Genomic DNA, 25,387 nt, shown 5'->3' with positions numbered 1-25,387 from the left:
TCTGTGTTCTTTAATTTTGAGATATAAAACAATAATTATATGAGATTATTTGAAATTCTTTTTGTAGCCTTTATTAGTATTTTGCTAGTGGATCTATATATTAAAATATTAAAAGATGAAAACAAGAAAAGGTATATATTATCACTTCTCTTAGTTTTTATTATACATCTTATTATCGAAGGTTACCGTTGGCAGATGATACCTTCATATATCATTATGGGGTATCTGAGTTTTATTTATTTATTAAATAAAAAAAATAAAAAACCATTTTTAATAGTGCAAAAAGCATTCTTAACCTTTCTTTTTACCTTATCTATATTTTTAGGAACAGCACTACCTGTTTTACAATTTAGTAATGTAAACGGTGATTATGATATTGGCATTCAAAACTACCAGTTAGTAGACACAAATCGAAAAGAAATTTTAACCAAGGAACCGAATGACTTAAGAGAATTAGCCATTAGAGTGTATTATCCAACACCATTAAATCATAACCATAAATATTCTTACATTCCTAATTTTGAAAAAATACGTCATACTTATAAAAAGAAATTAGGTTGGCCATCATTCTTACTCAATTATTTAAAGTTGTTCACTATTGATGCCAAAGAAGAAGCTCCAATACATAAAAATAATCAATTTCCTTTAGTGGTTTATTCACATGGTTTAACTAATAATTATAATGAAGCATCTGGTCGCTTAATGAAACTAGCTAGTAAGGGGTATGTAGTTGTAGCAATAAATCATACTTATAGTAGTGACTTTGCTATACTTTCTAATGGCAAGTTAGTAGGATATAAAGCTCTATCACAATTAGGTGACCCAATAGATAAAATAGACAGTGTTAAAACAATAATTGCAAAACAATGGATAAATGACGTAAAATTTGTTAAGAATAGTTTATTAGAAAAACCAATTGGAGAGACTATTGATTTTACAAGTATTGGACTCATGGGGTTTTCTGCAGGAGGTACAATGGCATCATTGGGTAGTTATGAATTAAAGGATGTGAAAGCTGCAGTTAATTTAGATGGAACACCAAGAGGTATCAACTTTGATAAAAAGCCTAATAGCCCTGTCTTAGCTATATTTAGTGAACCTCAAATATTTACGGATGCACAAATTGAAGCGTGGGGACTTACAAGAGAAGCTATTGATGCCCCGAGGAAGCTAATAAATGAACGATCTAATACTATTTTTAAATCTATGCCAGATCAAAACTATGTGCTTACAATACCAAAAACTCAACACTCTAATTTTATTGAGTATCCACTAATTTCACCTCTAAGTAATAAATTAGGGATTGGTGGTAGTATTAATGCTAAACAGTGTTATGAGTCTATTAATGAAATAGTATTTGCTTTTTTAGATAAAAATCTAAAAGGTATAAGAAATAATAATATTGCAGAAGTGATTGATAAGACAATAATGCAACATCATTAATTATAACTAAATAGATGATTATAAATTAAAACTCATTTTTTATAATTTTTGATTTAAATAAAAGGTTCTGTCGCATCTATTAAATCTGATTCTAAGATAATCAATAATTGGATTTGTCTAGCTTGCTAATGAATAAAATGATTTAAACATTGACATTCTGTTCAAAATCAATTGGTTCTTTCTAATCATATGTACAATTTCAATTCCGCTTAAAGTTCTTTTGGTAGATCCAAGCTCTTTAAATCCTAAACCTCTGATTATCTGTTTCTTTACAAACCTATGATCTTGTTCAATGATATCATTTAAATATTTGCATTGTCTTATTTCTATCATTGAACATGTACGTTTGTTGTAAACTCTAACAGCATGCTTATTAGAACCACTCTTGTCTATATTAATTAATTCAGGTTTGCCATTATTCTCAATAGCTTTGATAAGAAACGATTGAGCACACATCCGCTTTCTTCTTCTGGTTACCAGAAAGTCAACTGTCTTTCCTTGCTTATCTACTGCTCTATATAAATAACACCATTGACCTTTTACTTTAATATAAGCTTCGTCCATTCTCCATCATTTGCCAGCAGGTTTCTTTCGTTTGCGAAACTCTTTTTCCAATAAAGGAGTAAATTTAAAAACCCATCGTTGTATGATAGCATGATCTACTTTAACGCCTCGAATCCTCATTAGCTTCTCTATTTCACGGTAGCTTAATCCTATCTAAATTTGAAATATACTGCTTGAATTATAATTGATTTTGGAAAACAATGACCTTTGAACATATAGTTTTAACTCAAAGATATAATTTCTTTAAATTAATTGATATTGATGCGATAGAACTAAATTAGTTGATTATAAGTAAGTTGTATTTGATTTCAAATTGATTTTTTCTTGAATTACTGTTGATAGACAAATACTACAGCTTGAAAATTATAAGAATATAATGATGAAAATTCTTTAAAGAAGTTAAATTTATAATTTGTAGATTTTTATTAATTGATATACAAAGAAAAAGCTTATTTTTCACCTAACTCATATACTTAAAAAAATGATGGAACCATGTATTTATGTATTTAAACCTTAATTTTAACTCAATATTTTCTTTCCTAGCTATTGGTCAAGGTTTGTTTTTATTTTTATTTATTCTGTTAAAACATATTAGAAATAGATCTTATGTTTTACTTGCTTGTATATTAATACCTATACTTTTTGAATTAATTCATAGCAAACTGATTTCTTCTAGATTAATTCTTGAATATCCATACTTTGTTAGTACAGGTCATTTGTTTTCCTATAGTATAGGGCCATTTATTTATCTATATACTTTTTCTTTAACGAAAAAGGATGTCAAATTCAGATGGTATCAAGTATTACATTTCATCCCCTTTATTATATACAACATAAACAAGCTTCCGTCTTATTTACAAACGAATGCACAAAAAACATCTTTTTTAAGAAGGTATTATAAAGCAATAGATAGCAATCCACAATATTTTACTGAAAGCAGAGGATTTTTAGATATAATGAAAGGCTTTTTGCTCTTTGATCTTCATAAAATAATATATATCATAGCTGCTTTTTATATTTTTTACAACTTTAGAAAGAAGATTAAAAATCGTTATTCTAATTTAGAAAAAACGAACTTAAAATGGATTCATAATATTCTTTATGGATACTTAATTATTTGGATTATGATTCCTATTCAAAGATTTCATGTGTTTTTAGATATAGATCCATTATTAGTCCATAACATAGAATCTTTAATATTATCAATACATATATACCTCATAGCATATATGGTATTCAGTCAGAAATCAGAATTAAAACTACATCCTATACAAAAACCTAAATCTTTACCAGATACAAAACGGTTAGAAAATATATTACGTGCTGCTAATGAAATGATGATTGAAGAAAAATTGTTTTTAAACCAAAATTTGTCATTATCAATGTTAGCACAAAAAGTAGATGCTAAAGAACACAATTTATCCAAAACCATTAATGATAGTTTAGGGATTAATTTTTTTGATTATGTAAATAACTACCGTGTAGAAGAGGCTAAAAAATTACTTCAGAGTCAAAACAACAAATTGTATACAGTTGAACATATAGGAGCATTGTCTGGATTTTCTTCTAAGACAACATTCTACAGGGCATTTAAGAAACAAACAGGAATGACACCAAGTAAATTTCAAAAAAACAACTAAAAATGTTTCAACTTATAAGTTGAAACTATTTTTGAGCATTATAAAGCCTACAATTAATTTTTGTAAAATACTTTTGGATTTAATAATTATTAAATTATAATATTATGAATTCAATAAAATCATCAATAAAGACATGTATCGTAATCATTTTAATTTTGAACATTACAACTACTACTTTTGCTCAAAGTAAAAATGAAAAAGCAGATTATAAGATTTATTTTTCATTACGAGAAAATGAAAATAAAAACATCCATATTGTTTCATACAATGGTAAAGACTTTGAAAATTTCAAAGTAAAAAAAGGGAATAGCTCTCGTGGAGAAAATCAACCAGCAATATCAAATGATGGTAAAAAAATAGCATTTAATACGTATCAATTTGGTGGATGGAAAATCGCTGCTGCAAATATTGATGGAACAGGAATTAAGCAAATTACAAATTCAAGAAATTATTCTTATAACCCAAGTTTTTCCAAAAATGGACAATGGATTGTTTATACTGAAAAAGAAAATGGAAGGACAGGGACAAGAGATATTTATAAGGTGAGAATAGACGGGAAGAATAAAAAGAGATTAACACAGAAATCTAAGAATAATTATTTGCCATCTTTTTCCCCTGACGGATCAAAAATAGTATTTATGTCACCTAGAGAAGGAGGTTATAAGTTATACATAATGAATAGTGACGGTTCTAACCAAGCTAGAATACCTGAAAAAACAAAAGCATATGCATATACAAGTCCATCTTGGTCACCAGATGGGAAACAAATTGCATTTATTTCTGTGTCGCAAGAAGCAGTTTTAGACTTGTTTATAATGAACACAGATGGAAGTAATATTAGAAACTTGACTAATAATAAAGATAAATTTGAAATCACACAAAATAATGTTGATGAATTATCTTATATGTATGGTACTTCGTGGTCACCAGATGGAAAAACCATAGTGTTTGCTTTAAAGAAAAATGGTAAACAAAAGCTGTATACTATAAATACAGATGGTAGTAATCTAAAAGCGTTGGTAAATACCAAAGGAAATCAGTTTAATCCTTATTGGGTTAAATGAAATAACTGTATATCAATATTATGCATCAAATTAAACTAATAATAATACTATTTTTGGTAGTAATAAGCTCTAGCTATTCCCAAAATAAAAATGTAAAAAGCATATCTCGAGATGGTGTTTTTACTACTCAAGTTAAAAACGTAACAATCGAAGGACAGCTTTTTTTACCAGAAGGAGAAGGAGCTTTTCCTGTATTAATAGTAGTTTCAGGGTCTGACAACAGTACTAGGGAGGGCTTAAAGTCATTTGCTCAATTTTTTAATTCTTTCGGGTATGGACTTTACATTTATGATAAAAGAGGTATTGGCGGTTCTACGGGAACATATCCATTAGAAACGTTAGAAAATCCAAATGACTTTTTATCAGCAAGAGCTGATGATATTATTAGTATCGTTAATCTTTTAAAGACTCATACTAAAATTAAAACAAGCAAAATAGGGTTATTTGGCTCAAGTCAAGGCACTTGGGTTAGCACAATTGTATATGATAAAATTAGCGATGATATAGGGTTGTTAATTATGTCAAGTGGTGGAGTAACTTCTACAAGAGCAGAGCAATACTATGAGGATTTAATTGAGAAATCTGAACTTTCAATTACAGATGCTAATCAAAAAATATATGACTATAAAGGCGATTTAGGTTACAACCCAAAGCCAACATTAGAAAAAACAATTATACCAACACTTTTTATTTATGGTGATAAAGATGATAGTCATCCAACTCATTATGATAAAGATATTGTTGAAGGCATGAAGAAATCTAATTTTACAATTCACTTTTATGAAAATGCCAATCATAACCTGCTAGATGTCAACACACAATCTTTCCCAAAGAGTTTATTTCCACAATTAAGCAATTGGCTCATTTCACACAAATAATATGAAACAATATTTAATATTTCTAACAATTTTAGTACACACTTTTATTTATTCACAAAGAAATGTAGAAGCCGAAATTGATACAACATATTTTTACCAATTTGAATCTCTAAAAGACAATAACAATAAAAGAGTTTTAATTGATAAAGGACATAACACAATTTACTCAGAAGAAGTTGGAATAACAACAGCAAGAGAAATGTTTCGCATCATTAAAGAAGATGGATATGAAGTTGATTATACGAAGAAAAACTTAAGTACTGAAATACTGAATCCAGAAAAATTCGATTTATTGATTCTTCATGGAATACCTAACAACAAAGTTAGATTAAAACTAGATTCAATTACAGAAACATTATATATAAGTCCTCTAAAGAACGAAGAGGTTGAAGCAATCGGGAATTATGTTTTCAATGGTGGTGGGCTATTTCTGTTTTTGAGCCACTTCCCTGGAGGAAGTGGTGGATTACCTCTATTAGAAGCATTTGGTGTGAAATTTAGAGATGGATATGCCTATCAAAATCAATACCATACCAGTAATAAAGGAAAATGTGGTCATTTTCTAATGAATAGTATGAATAAGATGCTAAAAGAAAATCATCCTATTTTCACAAGTACTTTGGACACTAATACGATTCCTGAAAATATAAGGTTTTATTGTGGTGCTGCTATATTTAGAAATCCAGAGGATGTCATTCTTGGATTTCCTGAGAATACAACAAATTATACCCCTACAAATGAACCTATGGATATAGAAGAGAATTCCAACTCTTATGCAGGTATGATTGGTTTTAAATATGGTTTAGGAAGGATTATAATTTGTACAGATCAAGGAATATTCAGAAGCTTAAATTTACTAATTGACAATAAAAGAATACCTGTGACTATCCATGATCCTGAATCTGATAATGCAGGCCTTCTACTTAATTCACTTAGATGGTTGACTAAAAACCAATAATGATTATATACAAATTAAAAAAATAGTAGGATGAAGAAAATGTTTATACTAGTTATTGCAATACTTTTTGCGATTAACTGTCAGTCTCAATCTACAATTATAGAAACCCATTCAATTGAGACTAACGTATTGAATTACATAGAAAATTTCTTTGAAAATAATTATGATGAGATTAGTAAATCATTACATCCAAGGCTTGCTAAAAGAGGTTTAAATCCAGATGATACTTTAAGTGAGGGTTTTCCTATAGAAGAGTTAAAAAGACTGATATCTACAAAGGAAAAACTTCCAATAAAGTATCAAAAGAACGTAGTAGAAGATATTACTATCTATGGAAATATGGCAAGAACAAGTTTGAAGACTGGATATCCAAAAACCAGATGGACTGAATATATTCATTTGGTAAAACAAGAAGAGAAATGGAAAATTATTAATGTCTTTTGGGTGTTCAAAAAAAAATAAAAATTAAACGAATCTAATTCCTTGAGATTCATTCTTTATTAAGTAAGAAAAAAACGTCATGAAAAAAAAGATTATTATAATGTTGTCTATACTCTCTGTGTTAATTGTATCTAGTTATGTTTATCTATATGTGCTACCTAAAGGTCCAGAAATAACAGAAGTAAGGCAAATAAAAGAAAAAGCTGATTCTTTTGTAATGTATGCATATAAAGGCAAAACAAAAAGATCGATAAGAGTATGGACTTATAGGCCTAATACATGGAGAAATGGTGATGAAATTCTCTTCGTAATGCACGGAGTTAAGCGTAATGCAAAGGATTATCTCAATGCATGGAAAGCAATATCTCAAGAAGAAAATATTTTAGTTGTTGCGCCAGAATTTTCTAATAAGTTTTCAAAATACATTACCAATGATTATCAAGAGGGAAATTTATTCACTTATTTCGGTACAAAAAACCCAAAAGATGAATGGGCATTTACAGTTGTAGAAAATATTTTCACACATCTTAAACAAGTCAATCTTTTTAAAAATGAAACCTATGATATTTTTGGGCATTCCGCAGGAGGACAGTTTGTTCATAGAATGATTATGTTGTTTCCTGAAAACAGAATAAGAACAGCTATCGCAGCTAATGCAGGAGTGTATACATATCCTAATGATAAAATAGAATACCCATATGGTATTAAGAATATAAGTAATGTACAACTCGAAAAATATTTTGAAAAACAATTGATAATTCAATTAGGAGAATTAGATAATAGCTCTAAATCAGGTCGATTTATTAAAACAGATTTAGCAATGAACCAAGGTAGGAATAGATTAGAGAGAGGATCTAATTTCTATAATTGGTCGAAAAAATATTCAAAGAGAGAAAACCATTCATTTAAATGGTCGATTGATACAATTGAAAATGTAGGTCATGATTATAAAAAGATGGCTAAAAATGCCATAAAATATTTAGAGTAAATGGAATTTGAAGATATGATTTTATATAAATGTTTCAATTTGCCATCTGAAGCATTTTAAGGTGAAAATTAAGCATCTTTGTTTACCATTACATTATGGGAAATATAATAAAGAAGATTTAGAAGCGCTAATGAATATATGGGAGCAAGCTTCAAATTTGGCTCATCCTTTTTTAGACACAGAATTTGTTAAAAAAGTAACTAAGGACATGCGAGAATTATATTTGCCAAACCCAGAAGCATGCATTTATGTTTATGAGAATAACAACAATATTTTAGGCTTTATTTCTATGATAGAAAATGAAATAGAAGGTTTATTTGTTAATCCAAAATATCATTCAAAAGGGATTGGTTCAGCTTTGGTAGATCATATAAAAGACGTTTATGAGAATCTTGAAGTTGAAGTATTTAAAAACAATAAAATTGGACGTGCATTTTATGATAAATATGGATTTAAAGAAGTTAAAAGATATAGCTTTGAGCAAGCTAATCAAGAAGTCATAAGAATGCGGTATATTAAATAAACCTTGTAGGATATGAAAATAAGTATCACATCAATAGAATTAAAATCACCTCTTCACTTTTTTAAATTATCCATTTTTGCGTTACATATTTCTAATCAGCTTAAGAAGTCAAGATGTATAGCGTTTAAGAAAAAAGGATTTTGGGTAAAACATTATACAATGACACTTTGGAAAAATGAAGAAGATATAAAGGCATTTACATATAGTGGAGCTCATTTACAAGCAATACATAAATCAAAATTAATAGCAAAAAAAATTCAAACTATTGTTATTGAAATGAATGATTTTCCTAATTGGAAAGAAGCACAAATTTTGTTAGAAACTAAGGGTGAAATCTATAAATTTTAGAAGTTATCAGTATATAAAATGGATAGAGGGCTTGGTGAAATTTTGTATTCTTTTCTTTTGCATAAGTATAAATTGAGAAAAGAATTTGATGTTATAATTAACTATAGTTCTTCGAAAAGACTTATAAATTAGCTCGAAAATAGGTCAATGTTCAACACAAAAGCTTTGTCAATTCAGACAACAATTTTCTGAAAATTTATATCCTAAGAAATCACTCATCTTTTTTGTTAGATAAATACTCTGCCACTTGAGAATTATAAGAACGTGACGATGTAAATTCTTCATCATTTTTGAGTCTAAATTTATATTCGTTATTATTTAAATATGCACATACTTTTATATAAACAGTGTTTAAAATTAGTGAGCGATGAATCCTTAAAAATTGGGAAGGATTAAGCGCTTCATTTAGAGCATTAAGCGTGCTTCGGTAAAGAAATGTTTTTTGTTCAGTAATAATTTTAACGTAATTCCCATCACTTTTAAAATATATAATATCGTCAATATCGATATTAACTTCTCTACCCTTACTTGAGATAGAGATTTGAGAGGTAAAAGCATATTCATCAGCTTCATAACGACGTAAAAGCTGCTTAATTTTACCCTCAATATCAAAAGAGTTACTTCTTTTTTGAATGCCTAAAACACGATTAATAGCAATAGCTATACGTTCTTCATCAAAGGGTTTTAAAAGATAATCTACCGCATTAATTTTAAAAGCTTCTATAGCATAACTATCATATGCTGTTGTAAATATTACTTTTGGTTTTTTCTTTATTTGATCATACACCATAAAACCATTCATATCAGGCATTTGTATGTCTAAAAAAATTAAATCAGGCTCTTTTAAGGCTATTTTTTCTAATGCTTCGCTTCCGTTTCGGCATTCGCCTACCACAATAATACCCCCAAAAGACTCAAGTAGTTTAAGCAAACGTTGTCTTGCTAAAAATTCATCATCTATAATAATACATCTTAATTTCATAGTTATTCAATAATGGGTAAAGTTATTTTTGCATTATATAATTCTGGAGTTTTAAAATCTGCATTAAATAAAAATTGGTCACCATAAAACTGTTTAAGTCTCTTTTTTATGTTTAATAAACCAGTGCCAGTGCCAGCGGGTTTTGTAAGATTATTGACATTGTAAGTATTCGATATTTCGAGTACTAATGTATTTTCTTGTAGCGTTGTATTATGCTCTAATTGAATATTTATTTTAATTTCACCATCATCTACTGTAGGTATAATACCATATTTAACGGCATTTTCTACTAAAGGTTGAAATATCATATTAGGAATTTTCAATTGCATTGCTTCTTCAGCAATATTGTAACTAATAGTAATTCGATCTCTATAACGCTCTTGCTCTAAGTCTAAATAATCTTTTATAAAATTAAGTTCATCTTTAACCGTAACCATTTGTTCGGCATCATACTCTAATATATGTCTAAGCAATGCCCCTAATTTGCTTAGCATTTTTTGAGCATTTTTGGTGTCTATATCAATCATTGAAGCTATAGAGTGTAATGTGTTAAACAAAAAATGAGGTTGTAATTGCATACGTAATGCATTAAGCTGTGAAGCAATTAAAGCTTTCTGATTGATAAGATATTTTTTCTGATAATCCATAGCCATAAAAATAGCGATGATAACAAGCAATTCAATAAAACTAGAAAAGCTACCTATAACGATAACAACAGTACTATTATGTCCAAAGAAAGTTTTTAGGTATCCGTTAGCAAAATAATTTATAACATCATCTGCTCTTGAAGATAATAATTGATGAAGAACAACCAGTAATAGGCATCCAATTAAAAATTGGAGAATACGTTTTACGTTTATCTTTTGAAACGTTTTAGTTAAAGTATAAATTAACGGAGCTAAAAGAACCCAAAGCAAATAATTCAAAACTATTTTAGTAGATACAAGTAGCCAACTAAATGAGTAATTATATTCGTTAATAATATGATTAATATATTGTTTTAGAATAAAGAATACACTAACAACAAAGCTGAAAATTAATAGCTTCCATATATTAATTGGTAAGTTTTTATAATAATATGTAATGCTTTTTTTCATTATCAATTATACTCGAGGTCAATTTAAGTGAAATTATTTTTAATATAAATTATATTTTATACGTTATATTTACTATAAATTTTTTTCGATGAAACTAAAGTTACTCTTTTTGCCTTTATGTATCTTTTTACTTTGTATAAATTGTAAAAATAATAATCAAACTTCTGATGATACCCCGCAAAGTGCTTTAAAAAATATAAGTGAATTATCTTATTTAGAGATTTACCGCGCTCTTTTTGTGGATAATAATGGTGGTTTTGATGCTCATGGTGATTTATATGGTCAAGAGGCTGTTTCATATTTATCTTTTTCAGAAGAAGCTGACGTTTGTGGAAATATTATGTACTTGTCTAATACATCTAATAAAAGTATAACATTAGCATTAAAGTCGAGTTTTAACTTCCCTGGTAATCCAGAAAATGAAATGCTTAGAGCTTATGTCCTTCCTGCAAATGAAAAAATTTCTGTTGGTAATTCTAAGTTTTGTTATAACGGTAAAGAATATAACATCAAAAAAGAAATAATTTCGGCAGGCTTCGAAACTAATTAAACTTCATTTTTGCATTCAACAAATGTAATTCAATTAACTATTGCTAAATAGTGGAATGTGATAAGTAGTTAAGCTTGTGATGAGTAGTTTGTAAATATTTGTTTCATGAGTATTTATACTAATTTGAAAGCTAATATTCACACTTTATCACAAAACTAACAGTCTAACACAAATTGATTTTTAGAAAGGATAGATGCATCTAATTTTGTCTCTACAAACAATTTAAATCAATTAAGAGATGAAAAAACCAAAATCAAGAATAACGTTATTGTTATTTGCTTTATCGTTTTGCATAGGAATTACTGCCCAAAATATTACACTACCCAACGTAAGTCAAAAATCTGTAATTACACAGAGATTAGGACTTTCAGATGTTACTATTACATATCACAGCCCAAGTGTACAGGGGCGACAAATTTTTGGAGGTATTGTCCCTTACGATCAAATATGGAGAGCAGGTGCTAACGAAAATACGACCATTCATTTTACTCACGATGCTACTATTGAAGGAAAAAAAATAGCAGCTGGAATCTATGGCTTTTATATCATGCCTAAAGAAGATAGTGCTATATTATTATTATCCAAGTATAGTAAATCTTGGGGAACTAACGCACCGAAGGAAAAAGATCTACAGTTAATGGTAACTGTTAAACCGGAAGCAATACCTTTTCAAGAATGGTTAAGTTATGATTTTATTGATAGAGGCGCTTCTAGCCTTACAGCAGTTTTACAATGGGAAAAAACAAAAATCCCATTTAAAATCGAGTTTGACACTAAAAAAATAGTAGTGGATAACGCAAGAGCGGAATTAAAAGGAGTAGCCGGATTTGGTTGGAGAGGTTATATGCAGGCAGCCAGATACTGTGTGCAAAACAACATCAATTTAGATGAAGCTATGGTATGGATAGATAAATCTATTGCGAGTAGTAAAGGCTTTAGCAATCTCGCTGTTAAAGCACAATTAATGGCAAATAAAGGTAATCTAGCTGAAGCTGAAAAGATAATGGATGAAGCTGTCCCAACAGGTACGCCTAATCAAATAAATCAGTACGGATATCAGTTGCTTGGATTAAATAGAACACAAAAAGCAATTGAAGTTTTTACATATAATGTTGAAAATAATCAAGATGATCCTTTTATATGGGGTTTTACAGATAGTTTAGGTGAAGCTTATTTAAAAGATGGTAATAAAAAGAAAGCCCTTAAGTATTATAAAATAGCAAAATCTAAGGCGCCCCAAAATCAACAGGCTTATTTTGATGGTATAATCGCAGGAATTAAATAATGCTTAGAATTATGAAAAAGCTGAATATAATAATTTCATTAGTTTTTATAGTTCTTTGTTCCAGTTGTACATCTGTTTCCAGTCAGCAAAAACTGGAAACGTTTAATTACAACGGAAAGAATCTAAATTACACCATTCTCTTACCATTAGATTTTAACGCTAGCAAAACCTATCCTGTTTTAGTCGGACCTTCAGAAACCGATTCTGCAAATGACCAGAGTTTTTATTGGAGAGGAACCACAGATAGTCAAGGTTGGATACTTGTAGGATATAGCGTCTATAATGCAACTAACAGGATAAATGAAGTTAAAGCTTTATTTGAACATTTAAAATCTAAATATAATGTAGAGGGTAATAAGTTTCATACTACATGTCACAGTGCTAATAGTGCAGGTATTTTTGACCTTGTCATGGAAATGCCAGAATATTTTGCAGGAATAACAGGAATGGCTGGAAATCCAAATAATAACAACCCAGAAAAAATGAAACAATTAAAGGGAGTTAAAGTACAGTTTATTGTTGGAGATCAAGATACTTATTGGATGAGCTCAGCTAAAAAAAGCCATCAAATATTAAAAAACTTTGGTATAGAAAGCTCTATAGAAATCATCAAAAACGGTAAGCACGTATTGAAGCCACTTGTGGGAAAAGGATTTTTGGAAAGAGCAAAACGATTGAGAGATTAATCTATTAGTGAATTTCATCTGAGAAAATACTAAAATGAAAAAATTCATCTTTATTTTATTTATTTGCTCGTTGGGCCCTTGCTCAGAAGGACAAAGCCCTATTAATCTTAAATTAACAAAAGAGCTGTGGAGAGAAGATTTAGATTATTTAAAAGAGAAGATTACTACTAAACATTTAAACCCATACCATAGATTAAGTAAAGAAGCGATAGATGTCGAATATGCAACTGCATTAAAGACCATCAATCTAGGGTCTAATTCAGAAGCTGCTTTAGCATTAACTTCATTTGCTTCAAAGTTTGGAGATGGACATACCTATGCAAGACCTTATAAAGCATTTAGTGAAATACCGCTTTACTTTAGATGGTTCAATGATAGATTGTATGTTCAAAACGTAGAGGCTTCATTACAGAAATATTTGGGCTGGGAAATCGTAAAATTTGGAGGTTTTACCCCAGAAGAGGTATTAGATAAAGTGTCTAACTATATCGCAAATGGAGAATCTAAAGGATATATTATAAATGAAGCACAATATGTCTTAAGGCTAACCGAAATGCTGAATGCTTTGAAAGTTAGTAAGGAAGAAGATGTTTTAACTTTAACTGTAAGAAACGAGAATGGCATAATAGACAGTTTTGATGTTTGTTTAAAACAACCTTGCAGCCTTACCAATATGACCAATACGTTTAAAAAAGAACCACTCAGGTTTCAGCGTTTTAATGAGAAATTATGGTATAAAACAGTTACTACTGATGAAGGAGTAATTGGATATTTCAATTTCATAAGTTACCTCAATAAAAAAGAAATGAAAGCATTTGGAAAACGGTTAAACAAATGGATTGAAGAAGGCAATTTTAACGTGCTATTAATCGATTTTAGAACAAATGGTGGAGGTGATGGTAAAAAAGGTGAGCGTCTACTTAATATTGTAAAAGAAACTATCCAATCGAAAAAAATTATAGTATATGTAGGTATTGGTAATATGACTTTTTCAGCAGGGATGGGCAACGCTAGTGATTTTCAAAAAGGATTGAATGCAAAATTTATTGGACAGCCAACAGCAGCAAGGCCTAATGGGTATCAAGAGAATAATAGTTTTACACTTCCAAATTCAAACATTCCTTGTTCTTATTCTAGCGAATATTATACATACTCTGATAAAGATACCTCTGGTATTATCCCAGACATTCTAATTGAATATGATTGGAAAGGATTTTACAATGGACAAGATCCAGTAATAGATTGGATAATGAATACTCATTTTAGTAAAAATTAAAGTGAGCCTAATAAATTATTAACTATGAAAACAATATTTATATTTTTTGTGTTAGCATTGATATCGTATGATGCTATAGATGGTAATACTAAAAATGAAAATAACAATTACATTTATTTTACTACAGAAGAAGGCTCTGATGGAAGAGATATTGTAAGAATACCTGCTAATGGTGGTTCAGGTAAGCGATTAACATCTAATAATGGTTCAAATCATTACCCGCATCATAATGGTCCAAAATTATCGCCAAACGGAAAAAAAATAGTATACCATAGCGATACCGATAATCACGATAGGTATGTCATTTGGACAATGAATATAGATGGTAGTAATAAAACAAGAGTCACTCAAAAAGAAGGGTTATTTGCCAATTGGAGTCCAGATGGAAAACGCATTATTTTTAGCGGAAGACGCAATGGCGTTTGGGAAATATTGAGTATAGCAAGTGATGGCAGTGATGAGAAAAACATTTCTGAAAACTTTAAAAAAGAAAGGCAGCCAACCTGGGGAGCTGTTTGTAGTTATCACCCTAACGGCAAATCAATTGTGTATACATATATAAGAGAAAAAGTATTGTATACTATGAATTTGAAAACAAAAGCAAGAACTCAACTTTCACCTAATAATCATTCTTATATGCACCCAACTTTTTCAAAAGACGGAACACTAATAGCTGTTAATAGAAAAATTAAAAAAGGAGAAGGATATAATTTGATTATGCTATCTACGGCAGATAATACAATAGAAACAATTGCTGAAAATGTAATTTCTTACTCGACAGCAGCTTGGTCAATATCAGGAGATGAATTATTATTTACAGGAGCTGTTAATGGTAATCAAGAAATATTTAAGATTAATTTAAAAGATAAATCAGAAACTCAATTAACTAAGAATTCATATTTCGACGCTATGCCTACTTGGTAATGTAAAGAAACTTAAAAGGAATTAAAACATGAAAAAACTAGTAGTATTAAAATATATAACAAAAGTATTTTTATTAGTATTTACAATCCAATCATACGCACAATTAAAAGAGAAAATAATTTTCACAAAAAATAGAGAACTGCATAGCATATATTCAGACGGAACTGGGTTAAAACAACTAACCGATTTTAAAGAGCCGGGACATACACCTATCAGTCTATCTGCCTCTACAACTAAAGAAGGAAAAGTTGCCTTTATTTACGACCCTGTTAATCACGGTTATATGTCAACTTATATAATGAATACTAATGGAACTGATGTAAAGCGAATTTCAAAAGAGCCTCAAAATGGTAGCTCAAGTACTTGGAGTACAGTTGTTTCGCCAGATGGGGAATACTACGTGTTTGAATCAACTCGCTCTAATAATGTCGAAATCTATAGAATGAATGCAGATGGGAGTAATGTCGTAAATATTAGTAAAAGTAGGAAAGATGATGCGTTTCCTAAATGGTCACCAGATAGTAAGTATATTATTTATTCAAGTAAAAATTCTAAAAACGGTTGGGATATAATTAGAGCAGATATTAATGGAAATGAAAAAGTAGTTTTAATACATTCTAATAGCGAAGTGAGAAATGTAGCATATTCAAAAGATGGAAAATACATTGCGTATTGCCTGGTGAAATCTAACGCCTCAGATTTAATGATGGCAAATGCTGATGGCTCAAATATTAAGAAATTAAGAACAATTGCAGAATATACAAATGTTTCATTTTCACCAGATAATAAGAGTATTACTTTCGTTTCAAAGAATCAAAAAATAGCGGTAATGAATTTAAACGGAAGCGAGTTTAGAGAATTAGTTTCAGGCAAAAGGCCAGTTTGGTCATTTAAGTGAATAATGAAAATAATAGCTCAAGATTCTGATAATTTAGTTGCGCTATAAATCTATTGATGATTAAGGTTTATAGGTTGCAGCGTATAAGTTTATTGATTAATGGAATGGTTACTTTTTAAAATTGCTTATATGATAAATTATCAAATGAACGAGCTGGTTTTTAAAAATATAAAAACAGAATTATAGGTGACTAAAAATAATAATAGATGAAAAAATTTTACTTAATATTAGCAGTCATAGGTTTTATTGTGCCAACAATTTTTGTAATTATTGAATCTATAGAAACAGGTAACATTCTATTGTATACAAATCCAAAAGCTACTTTAGATAGTATGTTTGCAAACAGGATCTCTTCCATATTTTCTATCGATTTATTATTTGCTGTTTTAGTATTTTTTATTTGGTCGTTCAATGAATCTAAAAAGTATAAAATCAAACTAGTATATTTTGTTTGGATATTAACACTGTTTTTCGGTTTAGCAGGAGGCTTCCCTTTGTTCTTATATTTCCGAGAAAAACAAAGAAAAATCAATTAATATGATAGAAATTACTAATAAGTTTAAAATATTAATATTTCTGATGTGTATTTATACTATAAATGTTTGTGCGCAATCTTATGAAGTTTTATATACAAAACAAATTAATAATTCAGATAATATTTATCTCGTAGATGCCAACGGGAAAACCAAGCAGATAACAAATAATCTAAGAAAAGACAGTAGTCCGATGATTTCTCCTGATGGGAATTTTATTGTTTTTACTTCAGAACGAGTAGGATGGTGGAAAATTTGGTTGTTAGATATAAACAAAAATGAATACAAACAATTAACAAATTCAAGTAGTGCTGAATATAGTCCTTCATGGTCCCCTGATGGAGACAAAATTATTTTCGTTTCTTCTAAGGCAGGGAATAGTGAAGTATTTATGATGAACAAAGATGGTAGTAATATTATTAATCTTACTAATGATTCTAAATCTGATACAATGCCTTGTTGGGGGAATGATAATATGATTTATTATTCATCTGAAATCAATGGAATCTATCAAATCGTGAGAATGAAACCAGATGGTTCTAAAAAAGAAACTCTTACAAATGATAGCGGAGATAAGTTAATGCCACAATTATCTAATGATGGAAAAACAATACTCTATTATGGCAATGCTGATGGGAATATGGAGTTATACACGATGACCTTAACCGATAAAAAACAAATCAGACTTACCAATCACCCTCTAATAGACAGAAGGCCTAGATGGTCATCAGATGATAAAAAAATTGTATTCGAAAGAGGTAATAAAGGGAATAATCATCATATATACATTATGGATGCTAATGGAGATAATGTTAAACAGCTCACTAACTCAAATTACAATTATGCACCGTCATTTGTTTCAAATGATATAGAATTTTTAAAAATGAATAGATAAATAAAATTCCAGTAATCTACAAGAACTAATCAATCTACTCAAATTTTAAGAGAGTGTCATAAAAAGGTAATTAGATTTCTAATTATAGGTTAATTTGTATTTAGCAAAATACTTTGTTTTACTTTAAATTATTTTGAAAATATTTGTCTCTAATTTGTATTGTTTAATTATAAGCATATATGAATACTATGAAATTATTTTTTGTATCGGCAAATAGTTTGATATAGTTTGCTCCATATTTGTATCATTTTTATTGAAATACCTATAAATAGGTGAAGAGTATTTTATGTATCCTAATGGAATAAATTACTCAAGACTGAATCGAATTATATTAATTGACCTATATTTAAGCATTTTTTGTTTAACAAAAAGCTAGACTAAGGTTGGTTCTCTGCGATAAATCATTCAGTCCAAGGTTGGAATAGCTTGAGAACAAGTTGTATATTTCACAGCCGAAACCCAGTTGTGTATAATTAAACTTATAAAAATTGATTTTGAGTAGAATCAAAAAAACTTCCTCGTAATTATGTTATTTTGTTTTCAAATACTATAGTCTACTAACCTTTACTTACCCTCTATGAGTTTTTTTGCGAAGTTCAATTCTGGGTTGGTATTGTTTATTTCATCTATTATAGTTCGCTTTACAATGAAATTTGGAATCAGCCCTCTATCCGTATATTGGTAATTTTCTACAGCCATTCTGTAATTCATTAATGGAATTTCAATTCTTACTTTAGTATTTGGTAAGGTAAAGTCAGGCGTTAGGCCAGAAAAATTACCATAATAACCGCCCCCGCTTTCCTCACCAATAAAAACCGCATCAGTATTAAAATGAAGTTGAGATAAAAATTCACTTGTAGTTGAGAAACACCTACCATTTATTAAAACATAAATATTTCCGGAAAAAACTGGAGATAATGGGTTCTGCCTGCCAACATTGGGATGTTGAATGTTGTCAAATGTTCCTTCTTCATTAGGTTTTAACATTCCCTTTGGAGTTTTCGCATTTGGTCTACTTGTATATTTAAAGCTTTCAAAACTTTCTTTATTCATTCGTAATGATTTATAATAGTTAAAAGGCTGATTTACAAAATAAGAAAATAATATTTTCCCATATTCATCTGTACCTCCTCCATTGTCAAGGAGGTCAAGAATTAGGTTGGGAACATTATCTGATCTCATTTTTTCGAATGAAGCTTTAAGAAACTTTTCGAAACTCATTTTACTTCTTTTATAATTACTTTTGCTAAAAGAATATACTTTTAGATAAGCGTATTTTTTATCCTCGCTTACTTTAAAGTAGGCAGGTTTCTGGACTTCAATTTTTTTAGGGTATCTCTTGTTAGATATTTCTAGTAACTCATCAAAATCCAGCCCTTGAAGTGTTGCTGTTTTGATAGTTTTTTCGTTCAATGGAATATATTCTATGTTATACTGCTCTGAATAGCCATATAGCATGCTGAAATACCTTGTAAAATATCGAGAGCTTGAAAGTATTCTGTATTTACGGGTTACATTATTTCCGTCAGAAGGATATATTTGGAGATATTCGCGAATAAAATCTTCTATTAAATGATCATTAATAGAAACAATTTGCGCTCCACGAAATTCTCTATCTTCAAGAGGAGAATAGTTTTTTCTAACATATAATTTGTCATTATCTAAATAAACGTTAAAAGGAATAGCAGTTCGACCCAGATCTAAAGAGTCTAATTGTGTTTTGGGAGGAACTATTTTTAAATGTCCATCCCCTATTTGCGAAACAACTTTGCACGTTAATAACATAAACTCTTTTCTTGTCATTGTTTTATTTAATGTCAAATAATTCGAATCGAATATAGAATCAATAGTTGATTTTGATTTATAAGTATAAAGCCCTGGATGAGTTTCCTCTAAAATTTCTCTAAGCGCTGAAAAATCTTGCCGTAGTTCTTCAGAGGTTAAAATTTCCTTGACTGGCAATTTATTTTGAGTACAGGAATTAGTGCACAAGCTCATCGATATCAATGCTATAATAATTAGAGCTCCCATTTTACCATATTTACTATTCATACAATATTTCATTATGTTCTTTTATATTTGATTTGTAATGGCTTTTAGTATTCTAATCTTTGTCTCAGTTATATCCATGTTTTACCATCATCAGTATACAGATATATGTCATTTGTAGTTTTCGACTCACTTTTTCAGATTTCTACTCGTTACAAGGCAATAGCCTATCTTTTCTAACTTATTTACCGATCCAGATAAATTTATTATTATCAATTTTTCCTTCAAAAGTTTGAATTTTTATTTAAAATTGATTTGGCAATTGCCGAATTAGGGTAATCTGGATTAATTTTTAAAGCAGTTTCATAACATCGAATAGTATTTTTTTTATCTCCTTTTTTATTGTAAGCATCACCTAAACTATCCCAAACATTTGGAGATTTTGAATATGAAACTGTATTCATTTCAAATAAAATAATAGCATCATCTATTTTACCACTTCTTAAAAATTCATATCCTAATTTATTCATATCGAATTCTTCAAAGGGTTTCCACCATTTAATATGACCATATTTTTCTATAATGGCTTGGAATTCTTTAGCGGCTTGCTTTGCTCCTTTGTTTTTTGCAATACTCATTATATCGCTATATGTATCTAAATCGATTATGAATTCCAACTGAGGGTCTTTCTTAGAGAAATATTCTTTAGATGATGTGAGGATTGGAATGTTAACCGGAATAATACTCGTTGTGTCACCCCAATGAGATCCTTGGTAATAACGAGAAGAGATATTTACTCTAAATTTACTATTTGGTAAATTATATGTTATAGGGTGACCACAATGATTCCATCGTGCAGATGGAGGTTCGCCTACCATTATTGGGTTAAGGTATTTGAATAATTCAGGAAGAATGTGACTAACTGAAGCACTAAATGTTTTTCTTCCAGTAATGACAAACAACTTTCCTTCTTTATGTAGATAATCTCTTTTTATTATTTCTTTGATAAAATCATATGCAAGTAAACCATTTCCACCACTATTGTATCGCAGATCTATTACAAATTTTTTGATGTCGAGTTTATCGGCATCCTCAAACATTCTTGTATAATATTCCCTAAATGTTTGATTTCTCCTATTTTGAACATGGTTGATTTGTAAGTAAAGCGTTTGATCACTTTTTAGATATTTTGACCACCAAGAAATTCTTGACTGAAGATGTAATGGAAGGTTAAGATTGCCCTTTTCTATTTCATTGTGTTCGTTCATAAAATCTCTAGAAATTTTTTTATCAAAAGCTGTAACGTATTTGACTTTATTGTTGGGTTTAAGAATCGGACCATACATCTCTCCTCTAAACTCCCAATCCATATTAAATCCTGCATCTATACTTTTAATCTGTAATTCTTCAATCTCCCCATCATCTGGTTTTACCAATAGTGTCATTTTATTATAATTATCTATTATACCAAGCTTCTTTAACATACCTGCGTTTGACATTAGAAAAACTTCTTCTAATAAACCAAAGTGATTTTCTACAGAACTAAATGATGCAAGCTCTTCTTGTACTTCAATAGGATCATTCCCTTCAATACTCATTACTTTATAACCAGCTGCTTGCTTATGCTTCTCTGTTATAGCAGTAATATATATACCATCGCTAAATCGATAAAATCGAATAGGAAACCAGCTATTCAATTGATTATCACCACTAGGATGAAATTTTGTATGTCCATCTTTAAGAGATGCTACTAAAGACATTAATTTCAATGCAATTTGCTCAGTGTCAAGACTATCTAAAGCTAATTCTAATTTGGAAACTTGTTTGTAAAAAGAAGCACTGTCTGACCAATTAAAGGGCATTGGATGAACTGTCTCTATCTTATTGACCAGAAAATCGATATCTTCTTTCCAATCATTGGTAGATAACCCCATTCTTTTAGTATTCTTTGTTTGTGTATATACTAATAATGAAATGCCTACTAATAGAATAATTATTAAAGCTTTTGAAAATATTTTATTAAAACTATTGTAAAAGCGATTTTTTGTCATATTTTTTTATTTAATATTAAATCAGTTTTTTATTAAAATTATTTTATAATCATTTTGATGAAACCTCTAATAGCTTAGGCGCTAATTGAAAATGTTGCGCATTTCTTCCTTGATTCATAATAACTACAACAGTAATTTCAGATGTTGGGTCGTATAACATTAAGCTGCTGCCTAGAGGTGAACCACCACTATGACCATATTGCTCTCTATTAAGAAAATTATATTTACGTATTCCTAAACCTGCTCCAGATTCTCCATAAATGTTACCGGCAGCAGGGACAAAAGTCAACATTTCTTCATATGTTGATTCATTTATAAAATAATCTCTAAATAGAGTATGTCCCCATTTCGCTATTGTTTTTGTATTGGACAATAGGCCAAATGCTGAATAACCAATTGATAATAGAGACATGTTGTTAAGCGGCTCTATAGGTTCGAACTTATCAGATAATCTCAACCATGCAGTTGCTACGGAATTTTCAGTTGATTCATAACCTGGAAGGAAAATATCTGTAAGCCCTAGTGGTTCCCAAATCATTTCTTTGTACAATACATATATTGTTTTTTTTGTAACACTTTCTGCAATCATTCCTAGAAGTACAAAAGCTGTGTTTGTGTATTGGGTTTTTTCGCCAGCGTCAAATTCTTTTGGACCAACATAAGACATTAACTCATTAGCTGTAAAAATATGAGTTGAATCATTTTGTATATCTTTAGATAATTTTGGATTTCTCGTATAATTACTAAGACCATTGGTGTGATTCAAAAGTTGTTTAATAGTAATTTTAGGATCTATGTTTTTCATTACTGGTAGCCATTGTGCTATTGAGTCATTCAAACTGAGCTTATTTTCTTCATACAACTTTAGAATAATTGCTCCAGTTATTGTTTTAGTAATACTAGCTATCCATATTAATTCATCTTCTTTTAAATCTTTGCCTAATGCAGAAATACCTGAGGTACCTGTCCATTGAGATCCATCTTTTAGAATAACTGAAGCACTTACTCCTATGTGATTTGAGTCTTTAGCCCAATTATCTAATTCAAATTGCAAATCTGTAGCTAATTGAGAAGGGAATCTACTTTGTGAATTAGCTTTTGAGACTAAACCCAATGAATATGTTAGACATATTATTGCCAGTAGTTTTTTATAGTTACTTATACTCACATATTGTGTTTTCAGAATCATTAGTTTTAGTCTATTCTACTGTAAATTCTTTCATGTGTAAGAGCCCAATTTTTTCCGTAATCTGTTGATAAATATGAAGAAAACTCAAATTTGTCTTTATTCTCAATGGAAAGAATATATTTTGATTGTAGTTTTTTTACATCTTTATTTCTAAACCAATAAATTACTAGTTTGTCATTTTCAACTTTACCATTCAAGATTGAAAATGATCCATGTTCAGAATCTAACGCAGACATTTCAACACTAATGGAATCTTGCCCAACAATCATTACCTCTCTTGCATAGTTTTTATCTTTATATTTGCCGCGATAAGACTCTTTAATCCCACAACCCTCTATTAAATTTGTAATATTAGATTTACCTTTGTTGTTTTCATATACTCCTGGTGATGTCCGGTCTTTGGTTATAACATTCCACATACCTATAGTAGTTTTTAAATAATCATATACACGGTTTTGACAGGTGTAATCTGTCTTTTGAGCGAAAGAATACATTGATACAACAATTAAAGAAAAAAAGAGAAAAAAGCATTTGTAATTTATTTTCATCATTTTAAAATTATTTGTTTGAATACATTTTCTATTAAAGTTCTTAGATCAATTAGATTTTACTTTTTAAAAGTCTTTATAAATTTATCTTTCAATCCTTTGTTTATTAGATAGTTTGATAAATCTTGACTTTTCACACCAATCTCCGAATGATGCAATAATGTATAACCGTGTGGTCCTATACAATTAATTGTGTCAGGAAATTTTTCTAAATAATTAATGACGTTGTCCGTTAAACCTAACATTGCCATTGTAAATATATCTGATCGTGCACCCTGTTCAATTAAGTAGTTAGCAATGCCTTCATTACCAACATGGCTAGCAGCTCCCAAGGCAGATTCAAAATCACCATCTCCCCAATCCACAGTTGAATTTATAATATGCGGAAACTTATTAAAGAGTTGCTTCACCATGGTTAAATCAGAATGCGCATAATAAACAAACTCTCTTGTAATTTCTATATCTAATGGATTTTTTACAAATTCCGCAGTTAGTGAATTCGTTGCCTTACAAGACGATAAGACTGCAACGCTACAACTAAAAAGTATTGATTTCTCGACAAATTTTCTTCTATCCATAGGATTGCTTTGTAATTATTACAAGAGATAATTAAAAAATCAACTGTTTAAAAGCTAATAAAAATATCTTATTAAGATTTGTAAATAACAGCTTTGAAAGTATTAAGTTAGAGTCTTTAGATGCTGATTTGTTTTTTTTGATTCAAAATAGAAGTTTTATGATCTAAAATGCTATAATATTGATTTGTACCGTTTATATTCTGATTTAATTTCTTCCAAATGTGATATTAAAAAAAATAATTTGTTTTTCTTTATATTATACTCATATATATTAAAAATGACACCAATAAAAGTTATAATAATTGATGATGAACATTTAGCTAGAAAACGCTTAGCAAATTTGATAGATGAAGTTTCAGAGTTTAAATTGTTATCTCAATGTTCTAATGGTGAGCAAGCTATCATAGAAATAGAGAATTTAAAACCAGATTTAATCTTTCTAGATATAGAAATGAAGGATATGACTGGTTTTGATGTTTTAGAAAAATTGAGAACAGAGAAATTACCAACCATAATTTTTGTTACTGCTTATGACAATTATGCAATAAAGGCTTTTGATAGTTTTGCATTTGATTATTTATTAAAACCATTCAAAGATGAAAGGTTTTTTGAGTCAATATCGAAAGTAACTGAACAGATTAGATTAAAAAAGAGGCAATCTAGTGATAACTTAATTCAGTTATTAGAAACAATAGAACAAAGGGAGAATAAACTTAAAGATACTCATGCGCTACAATCAATTCCAATTAAGTTAGGAAACAAAATTTCTTTTTTAAAAATCGAAGATATTAAATATATAACTGCATCAGGTTACTATGCAGAGATTTTTTCAGAAGATAAAAAACATCTTGTCAGGAGGTCTCTTGCCAATTTAATTTTAGAGATTAACAATAATAACTTTATTAGAATTCACAGATCTACAATAATCAATTTGGAGTATATGCATGAAATTATAAACTCTAGTTTTGGTGAAATGGATGTTAAGATGAAAGATGGAAAGTTATTCAGGATTAGTAAGAGTTATAAAAAAGAATTCTCAAAGAAATTGAATATCTAGTA

25 protein-coding genes and 1 pseudogene are annotated in these 25,387 nt (G+C 29.4%); 18 read left to right on the top strand and 8 right to left on the bottom strand.

The annotated features are described in order from the left end of the window. Window positions 1-39: 39 nt before the first annotated feature. Entirely contained in the window at window positions 40-1,443 is a 1,404-nt protein-coding gene (locus D1817_11240) for a hypothetical protein (protein ID AXT20436.1), read from the top strand. A gap of 117 nt (window positions 1,444-1,560) precedes the next feature. Here D1817_11240 and D1817_11235 read toward each other — a convergent pair. After that, window positions 1,561-2,222: pseudogene (locus D1817_11235) on the bottom strand (IS6 family transposase). A gap of 285 nt (window positions 2,223-2,507) precedes the next feature. Between D1817_11235 and D1817_11230 the strand changes: the two are divergent. The 8 genes from D1817_11230 to D1817_11195 all read left to right on the top strand — a co-directional run bounded on the left by D1817_11230 (window position 2,508) and on the right by D1817_11195 (window position 8,847). After that, entirely contained in the window at window positions 2,508-3,647 is a 1,140-nt protein-coding gene (locus D1817_11230; GenBank protein ID AXT20435.1) for an AraC family transcriptional regulator, read from the top strand. Between the two features lie 104 nt (window positions 3,648-3,751). Next, complete coding sequence (locus D1817_11225) at window positions 3,752-4,711, top strand: DUF5050 domain-containing protein (GenBank protein ID AXT20434.1); 960 nt, start codon at window positions 3,752-3,754, stop codon at window positions 4,709-4,711. A gap of 20 nt (window positions 4,712-4,731) precedes the next feature. Beyond that, window positions 4,732-5,589, top strand: a complete 858-nt coding sequence (locus D1817_11220) for a hypothetical protein (protein AXT20433.1) — start codon at window positions 4,732-4,734, stop codon at window positions 5,587-5,589. Window position 5,590: 1 nt separating this feature from the next. Next, window positions 5,591-6,547 carry a hypothetical protein gene (locus D1817_11215; protein ID AXT20432.1) on the top strand — a complete coding sequence of 319 codons (957 nt, stop codon included), beginning with the start codon at window positions 5,591-5,593 and terminating at the stop codon, window positions 6,545-6,547. Between the two features lie 30 nt (window positions 6,548-6,577). Further along, on the top strand, window positions 6,578-7,009 hold the full coding sequence (locus D1817_11210) for a hypothetical protein (protein ID AXT20431.1): 432 nt from the start codon (window positions 6,578-6,580) through the stop codon (window positions 7,007-7,009). A 58-nt stretch (window positions 7,010-7,067) separates the two neighbouring features. Beyond that, window positions 7,068-7,976, top strand: coding sequence for a hypothetical protein (locus D1817_11205; protein AXT20430.1), 909 nt, complete (start codon window positions 7,068-7,070; stop codon window positions 7,974-7,976). Between the two features lie 61 nt (window positions 7,977-8,037). After that, window positions 8,038-8,499 carry a GNAT family N-acetyltransferase gene (locus D1817_11200; protein AXT20429.1) on the top strand — a complete coding sequence of 154 codons (462 nt, stop codon included), beginning with the start codon at window positions 8,038-8,040 and terminating at the stop codon, window positions 8,497-8,499. 12 nt (window positions 8,500-8,511) lie between these two features. Next, entirely contained in the window at window positions 8,512-8,847 is a 336-nt protein-coding gene (locus D1817_11195; GenBank protein AXT20428.1) for a DUF3291 domain-containing protein, read from the top strand. Between the two features lie 211 nt (window positions 8,848-9,058). Here D1817_11195 and D1817_11190 read toward each other — a convergent pair whose 3' ends face one another. Beyond that, window positions 9,059-9,829, bottom strand: coding sequence for a DNA-binding response regulator (locus D1817_11190; protein ID AXT20427.1), 771 nt, complete (start codon window positions 9,827-9,829; stop codon window positions 9,059-9,061). A gap of 2 nt (window positions 9,830-9,831) precedes the next feature. After that, window positions 9,832-10,926, bottom strand: coding sequence for a hypothetical protein (locus tag D1817_11185; protein AXT20426.1), 1,095 nt, complete (start codon window positions 10,924-10,926; stop codon window positions 9,832-9,834). Between the two features lie 88 nt (window positions 10,927-11,014). Here D1817_11185 and D1817_11180 point away from each other — a divergent pair, with 88 nt between their 5' ends. The 8 genes from D1817_11180 to D1817_11145 all read left to right on the top strand — a co-directional run bounded on the left by D1817_11180 (window position 11,015) and on the right by D1817_11145 (window position 17,973). Continuing rightward, window positions 11,015-11,476: a hypothetical protein gene (locus D1817_11180; GenBank protein ID AXT20425.1), complete on the top strand. Its 462-nt coding sequence runs from the start codon at window positions 11,015-11,017 to the stop codon at window positions 11,474-11,476. A gap of 238 nt (window positions 11,477-11,714) precedes the next feature. Next, window positions 11,715-12,761 (top strand): DUF2911 domain-containing protein, encoded by a 1,047-nt coding sequence (locus tag D1817_11175; protein ID AXT20424.1) that lies wholly within the window; start codon window positions 11,715-11,717, stop codon window positions 12,759-12,761. Then, a complete protein-coding gene (locus D1817_11170) occupies window positions 12,761-13,447 on the top strand; it encodes a hypothetical protein (GenBank protein AXT20423.1) in 687 nt (228 codons plus the stop codon). Before D1817_11175 ends, D1817_11170 begins: the two co-directional genes overlap by 1 nt. 70 nt (window positions 13,448-13,517) lie before the next feature. Next, entirely contained in the window at window positions 13,518-14,723 is a 1,206-nt protein-coding gene (locus tag D1817_11165) for a hypothetical protein (GenBank protein ID AXT20422.1), read from the top strand. 24 nt (window positions 14,724-14,747) lie between these two features. Continuing rightward, complete coding sequence (locus D1817_11160) at window positions 14,748-15,647, top strand: hypothetical protein (GenBank protein ID AXT20421.1); 900 nt, start codon at window positions 14,748-14,750, stop codon at window positions 15,645-15,647. 28 nt (window positions 15,648-15,675) lie between these two features. Beyond that, a complete protein-coding gene (locus tag D1817_11155; protein AXT20420.1) occupies window positions 15,676-16,545 on the top strand; it encodes a DUF5050 domain-containing protein in 870 nt (289 codons plus the stop codon). A 206-nt stretch (window positions 16,546-16,751) separates the two neighbouring features. Then, window positions 16,752-17,081, top strand: coding sequence for a DUF2834 domain-containing protein (locus D1817_11150; protein ID AXT20419.1), 330 nt, complete (start codon window positions 16,752-16,754; stop codon window positions 17,079-17,081). Between the two features lies 1 nt (window position 17,082). After that, the gene (locus D1817_11145) at window positions 17,083-17,973 is read left to right on the top strand and encodes a DUF5050 domain-containing protein (protein ID AXT20418.1); all 891 of its coding nucleotides are present in this window, start codon (window positions 17,083-17,085) and stop codon (window positions 17,971-17,973) included. Window positions 17,974-18,537: 564 nt separating this feature from the next. Here the strand turns inward: D1817_11145 and D1817_11140 are convergent. From D1817_11140 to D1817_11120, 5 genes are all read right to left on the bottom strand, one after another. Continuing rightward, window positions 18,538-20,037 (bottom strand): hypothetical protein, encoded by a 1,500-nt coding sequence (locus tag D1817_11140; protein ID AXT20417.1) that lies wholly within the window; start codon window positions 20,035-20,037, stop codon window positions 18,538-18,540. Between the two features lie 209 nt (window positions 20,038-20,246). After that, window positions 20,247-22,013 (bottom strand): hypothetical protein, encoded by a 1,767-nt coding sequence (locus tag D1817_11135; protein ID AXT20416.1) that lies wholly within the window; start codon window positions 22,011-22,013, stop codon window positions 20,247-20,249. 49 nt (window positions 22,014-22,062) lie between these two features. Next, window positions 22,063-23,202, bottom strand: a complete 1,140-nt coding sequence (locus D1817_11130; GenBank protein AXT20415.1) for a class A beta-lactamase-related serine hydrolase — start codon at window positions 23,200-23,202, stop codon at window positions 22,063-22,065. Window positions 23,203-23,207: 5 nt separating this feature from the next. After that, window positions 23,208-23,753, bottom strand: coding sequence for a DUF1579 domain-containing protein (locus D1817_11125; GenBank protein AXT20414.1), 546 nt, complete (start codon window positions 23,751-23,753; stop codon window positions 23,208-23,210). 56 nt (window positions 23,754-23,809) lie between these two features. After that, complete coding sequence (locus D1817_11120) at window positions 23,810-24,328, bottom strand: hypothetical protein (protein AXT20413.1); 519 nt, start codon at window positions 24,326-24,328, stop codon at window positions 23,810-23,812. A gap of 286 nt (window positions 24,329-24,614) precedes the next feature. On the opposite strand from D1817_11120, the gene D1817_11115 reads away from it, so the two are divergent. Further along, a complete protein-coding gene (locus D1817_11115; protein ID AXT21271.1) occupies window positions 24,615-25,385 on the top strand; it encodes a response regulator in 771 nt (256 codons plus the stop codon). Window positions 25,386-25,387 lie beyond the last annotated feature (2 nt).

It is taken from the genome of Flavobacteriaceae bacterium, assembly GCA_003443635.1.
Classification (GTDB): Bacteria; Bacteroidota; Bacteroidia; order Flavobacteriales; family Flavobacteriaceae; genus AU392.
The sequence above is the reverse complement of the archived record's forward strand: the minus strand, read 5'-3'. Positions and strand labels throughout refer to the sequence as shown.

What these genes read in the sequence shown, in the direction of transcription:
- D1817_11240 (AXT20436.1), top strand. Translation starts at nt 40, where the DNA reads ATGAGATTATTTGAAATTCTTTTTGTAGCCTTTATTAGTATTTTGCTA.
- D1817_11230 (AXT20435.1), top strand. Translation starts at nt 2,508, where the DNA reads ATGTATTTAAACCTTAATTTTAACTCAATATTTTCTTTCCTAGCTATT.
- D1817_11225 (AXT20434.1), top strand. Translation starts at nt 3,752, where the DNA reads ATGAATTCAATAAAATCATCAATAAAGACATGTATCGTAATCATTTTA.
- D1817_11220 (AXT20433.1), top strand. Translation starts at nt 4,732, where the DNA reads ATGCATCAAATTAAACTAATAATAATACTATTTTTGGTAGTAATAAGC.
- D1817_11215 (AXT20432.1), top strand. Translation starts at nt 5,591, where the DNA reads ATGAAACAATATTTAATATTTCTAACAATTTTAGTACACACTTTTATT.
- D1817_11210 (AXT20431.1), top strand. Translation starts at nt 6,578, where the DNA reads ATGAAGAAAATGTTTATACTAGTTATTGCAATACTTTTTGCGATTAAC.
- D1817_11205 (AXT20430.1), top strand. Translation starts at nt 7,068, where the DNA reads ATGAAAAAAAAGATTATTATAATGTTGTCTATACTCTCTGTGTTAATT.
- D1817_11195 (AXT20428.1), top strand. Translation starts at nt 8,512, where the DNA reads ATGAAAATAAGTATCACATCAATAGAATTAAAATCACCTCTTCACTTT.
- D1817_11190 (AXT20427.1), bottom strand. Translation starts at nt 9,829, where the DNA reads ATGAAATTAAGATGTATTATTATAGATGATGAATTTTTAGCAAGACAA.
- D1817_11185 (AXT20426.1), bottom strand. Translation starts at nt 10,926, where the DNA reads ATGAAAAAAAGCATTACATATTATTATAAAAACTTACCAATTAATATA.
- D1817_11180 (AXT20425.1), top strand. Translation starts at nt 11,015, where the DNA reads ATGAAACTAAAGTTACTCTTTTTGCCTTTATGTATCTTTTTACTTTGT.
- D1817_11175 (AXT20424.1), top strand. Translation starts at nt 11,715, where the DNA reads ATGAAAAAACCAAAATCAAGAATAACGTTATTGTTATTTGCTTTATCG.
- D1817_11170 (AXT20423.1), top strand. Translation starts at nt 12,761, where the DNA reads ATGCTTAGAATTATGAAAAAGCTGAATATAATAATTTCATTAGTTTTT.
- D1817_11160 (AXT20421.1), top strand. Translation starts at nt 14,748, where the DNA reads ATGAAAACAATATTTATATTTTTTGTGTTAGCATTGATATCGTATGAT.
- D1817_11155 (AXT20420.1), top strand. Translation starts at nt 15,676, where the DNA reads ATGAAAAAACTAGTAGTATTAAAATATATAACAAAAGTATTTTTATTA.
- D1817_11150 (AXT20419.1), top strand. Translation starts at nt 16,752, where the DNA reads ATGAAAAAATTTTACTTAATATTAGCAGTCATAGGTTTTATTGTGCCA.
- D1817_11145 (AXT20418.1), top strand. Translation starts at nt 17,083, where the DNA reads ATGATAGAAATTACTAATAAGTTTAAAATATTAATATTTCTGATGTGT.
- D1817_11140 (AXT20417.1), bottom strand. Translation starts at nt 20,037, where the DNA reads ATGAAATATTGTATGAATAGTAAATATGGTAAAATGGGAGCTCTAATT.
- D1817_11135 (AXT20416.1), bottom strand. Translation starts at nt 22,013, where the DNA reads ATGACAAAAAATCGCTTTTACAATAGTTTTAATAAAATATTTTCAAAA.
- D1817_11130 (AXT20415.1), bottom strand. Translation starts at nt 23,202, where the DNA reads ATGATTCTGAAAACACAATATGTGAGTATAAGTAACTATAAAAAACTA.
- D1817_11125 (AXT20414.1), bottom strand. Translation starts at nt 23,753, where the DNA reads ATGATGAAAATAAATTACAAATGCTTTTTTCTCTTTTTTTCTTTAATT.
- D1817_11120 (AXT20413.1), bottom strand. Translation starts at nt 24,328, where the DNA reads ATGGATAGAAGAAAATTTGTCGAGAAATCAATACTTTTTAGTTGTAGC.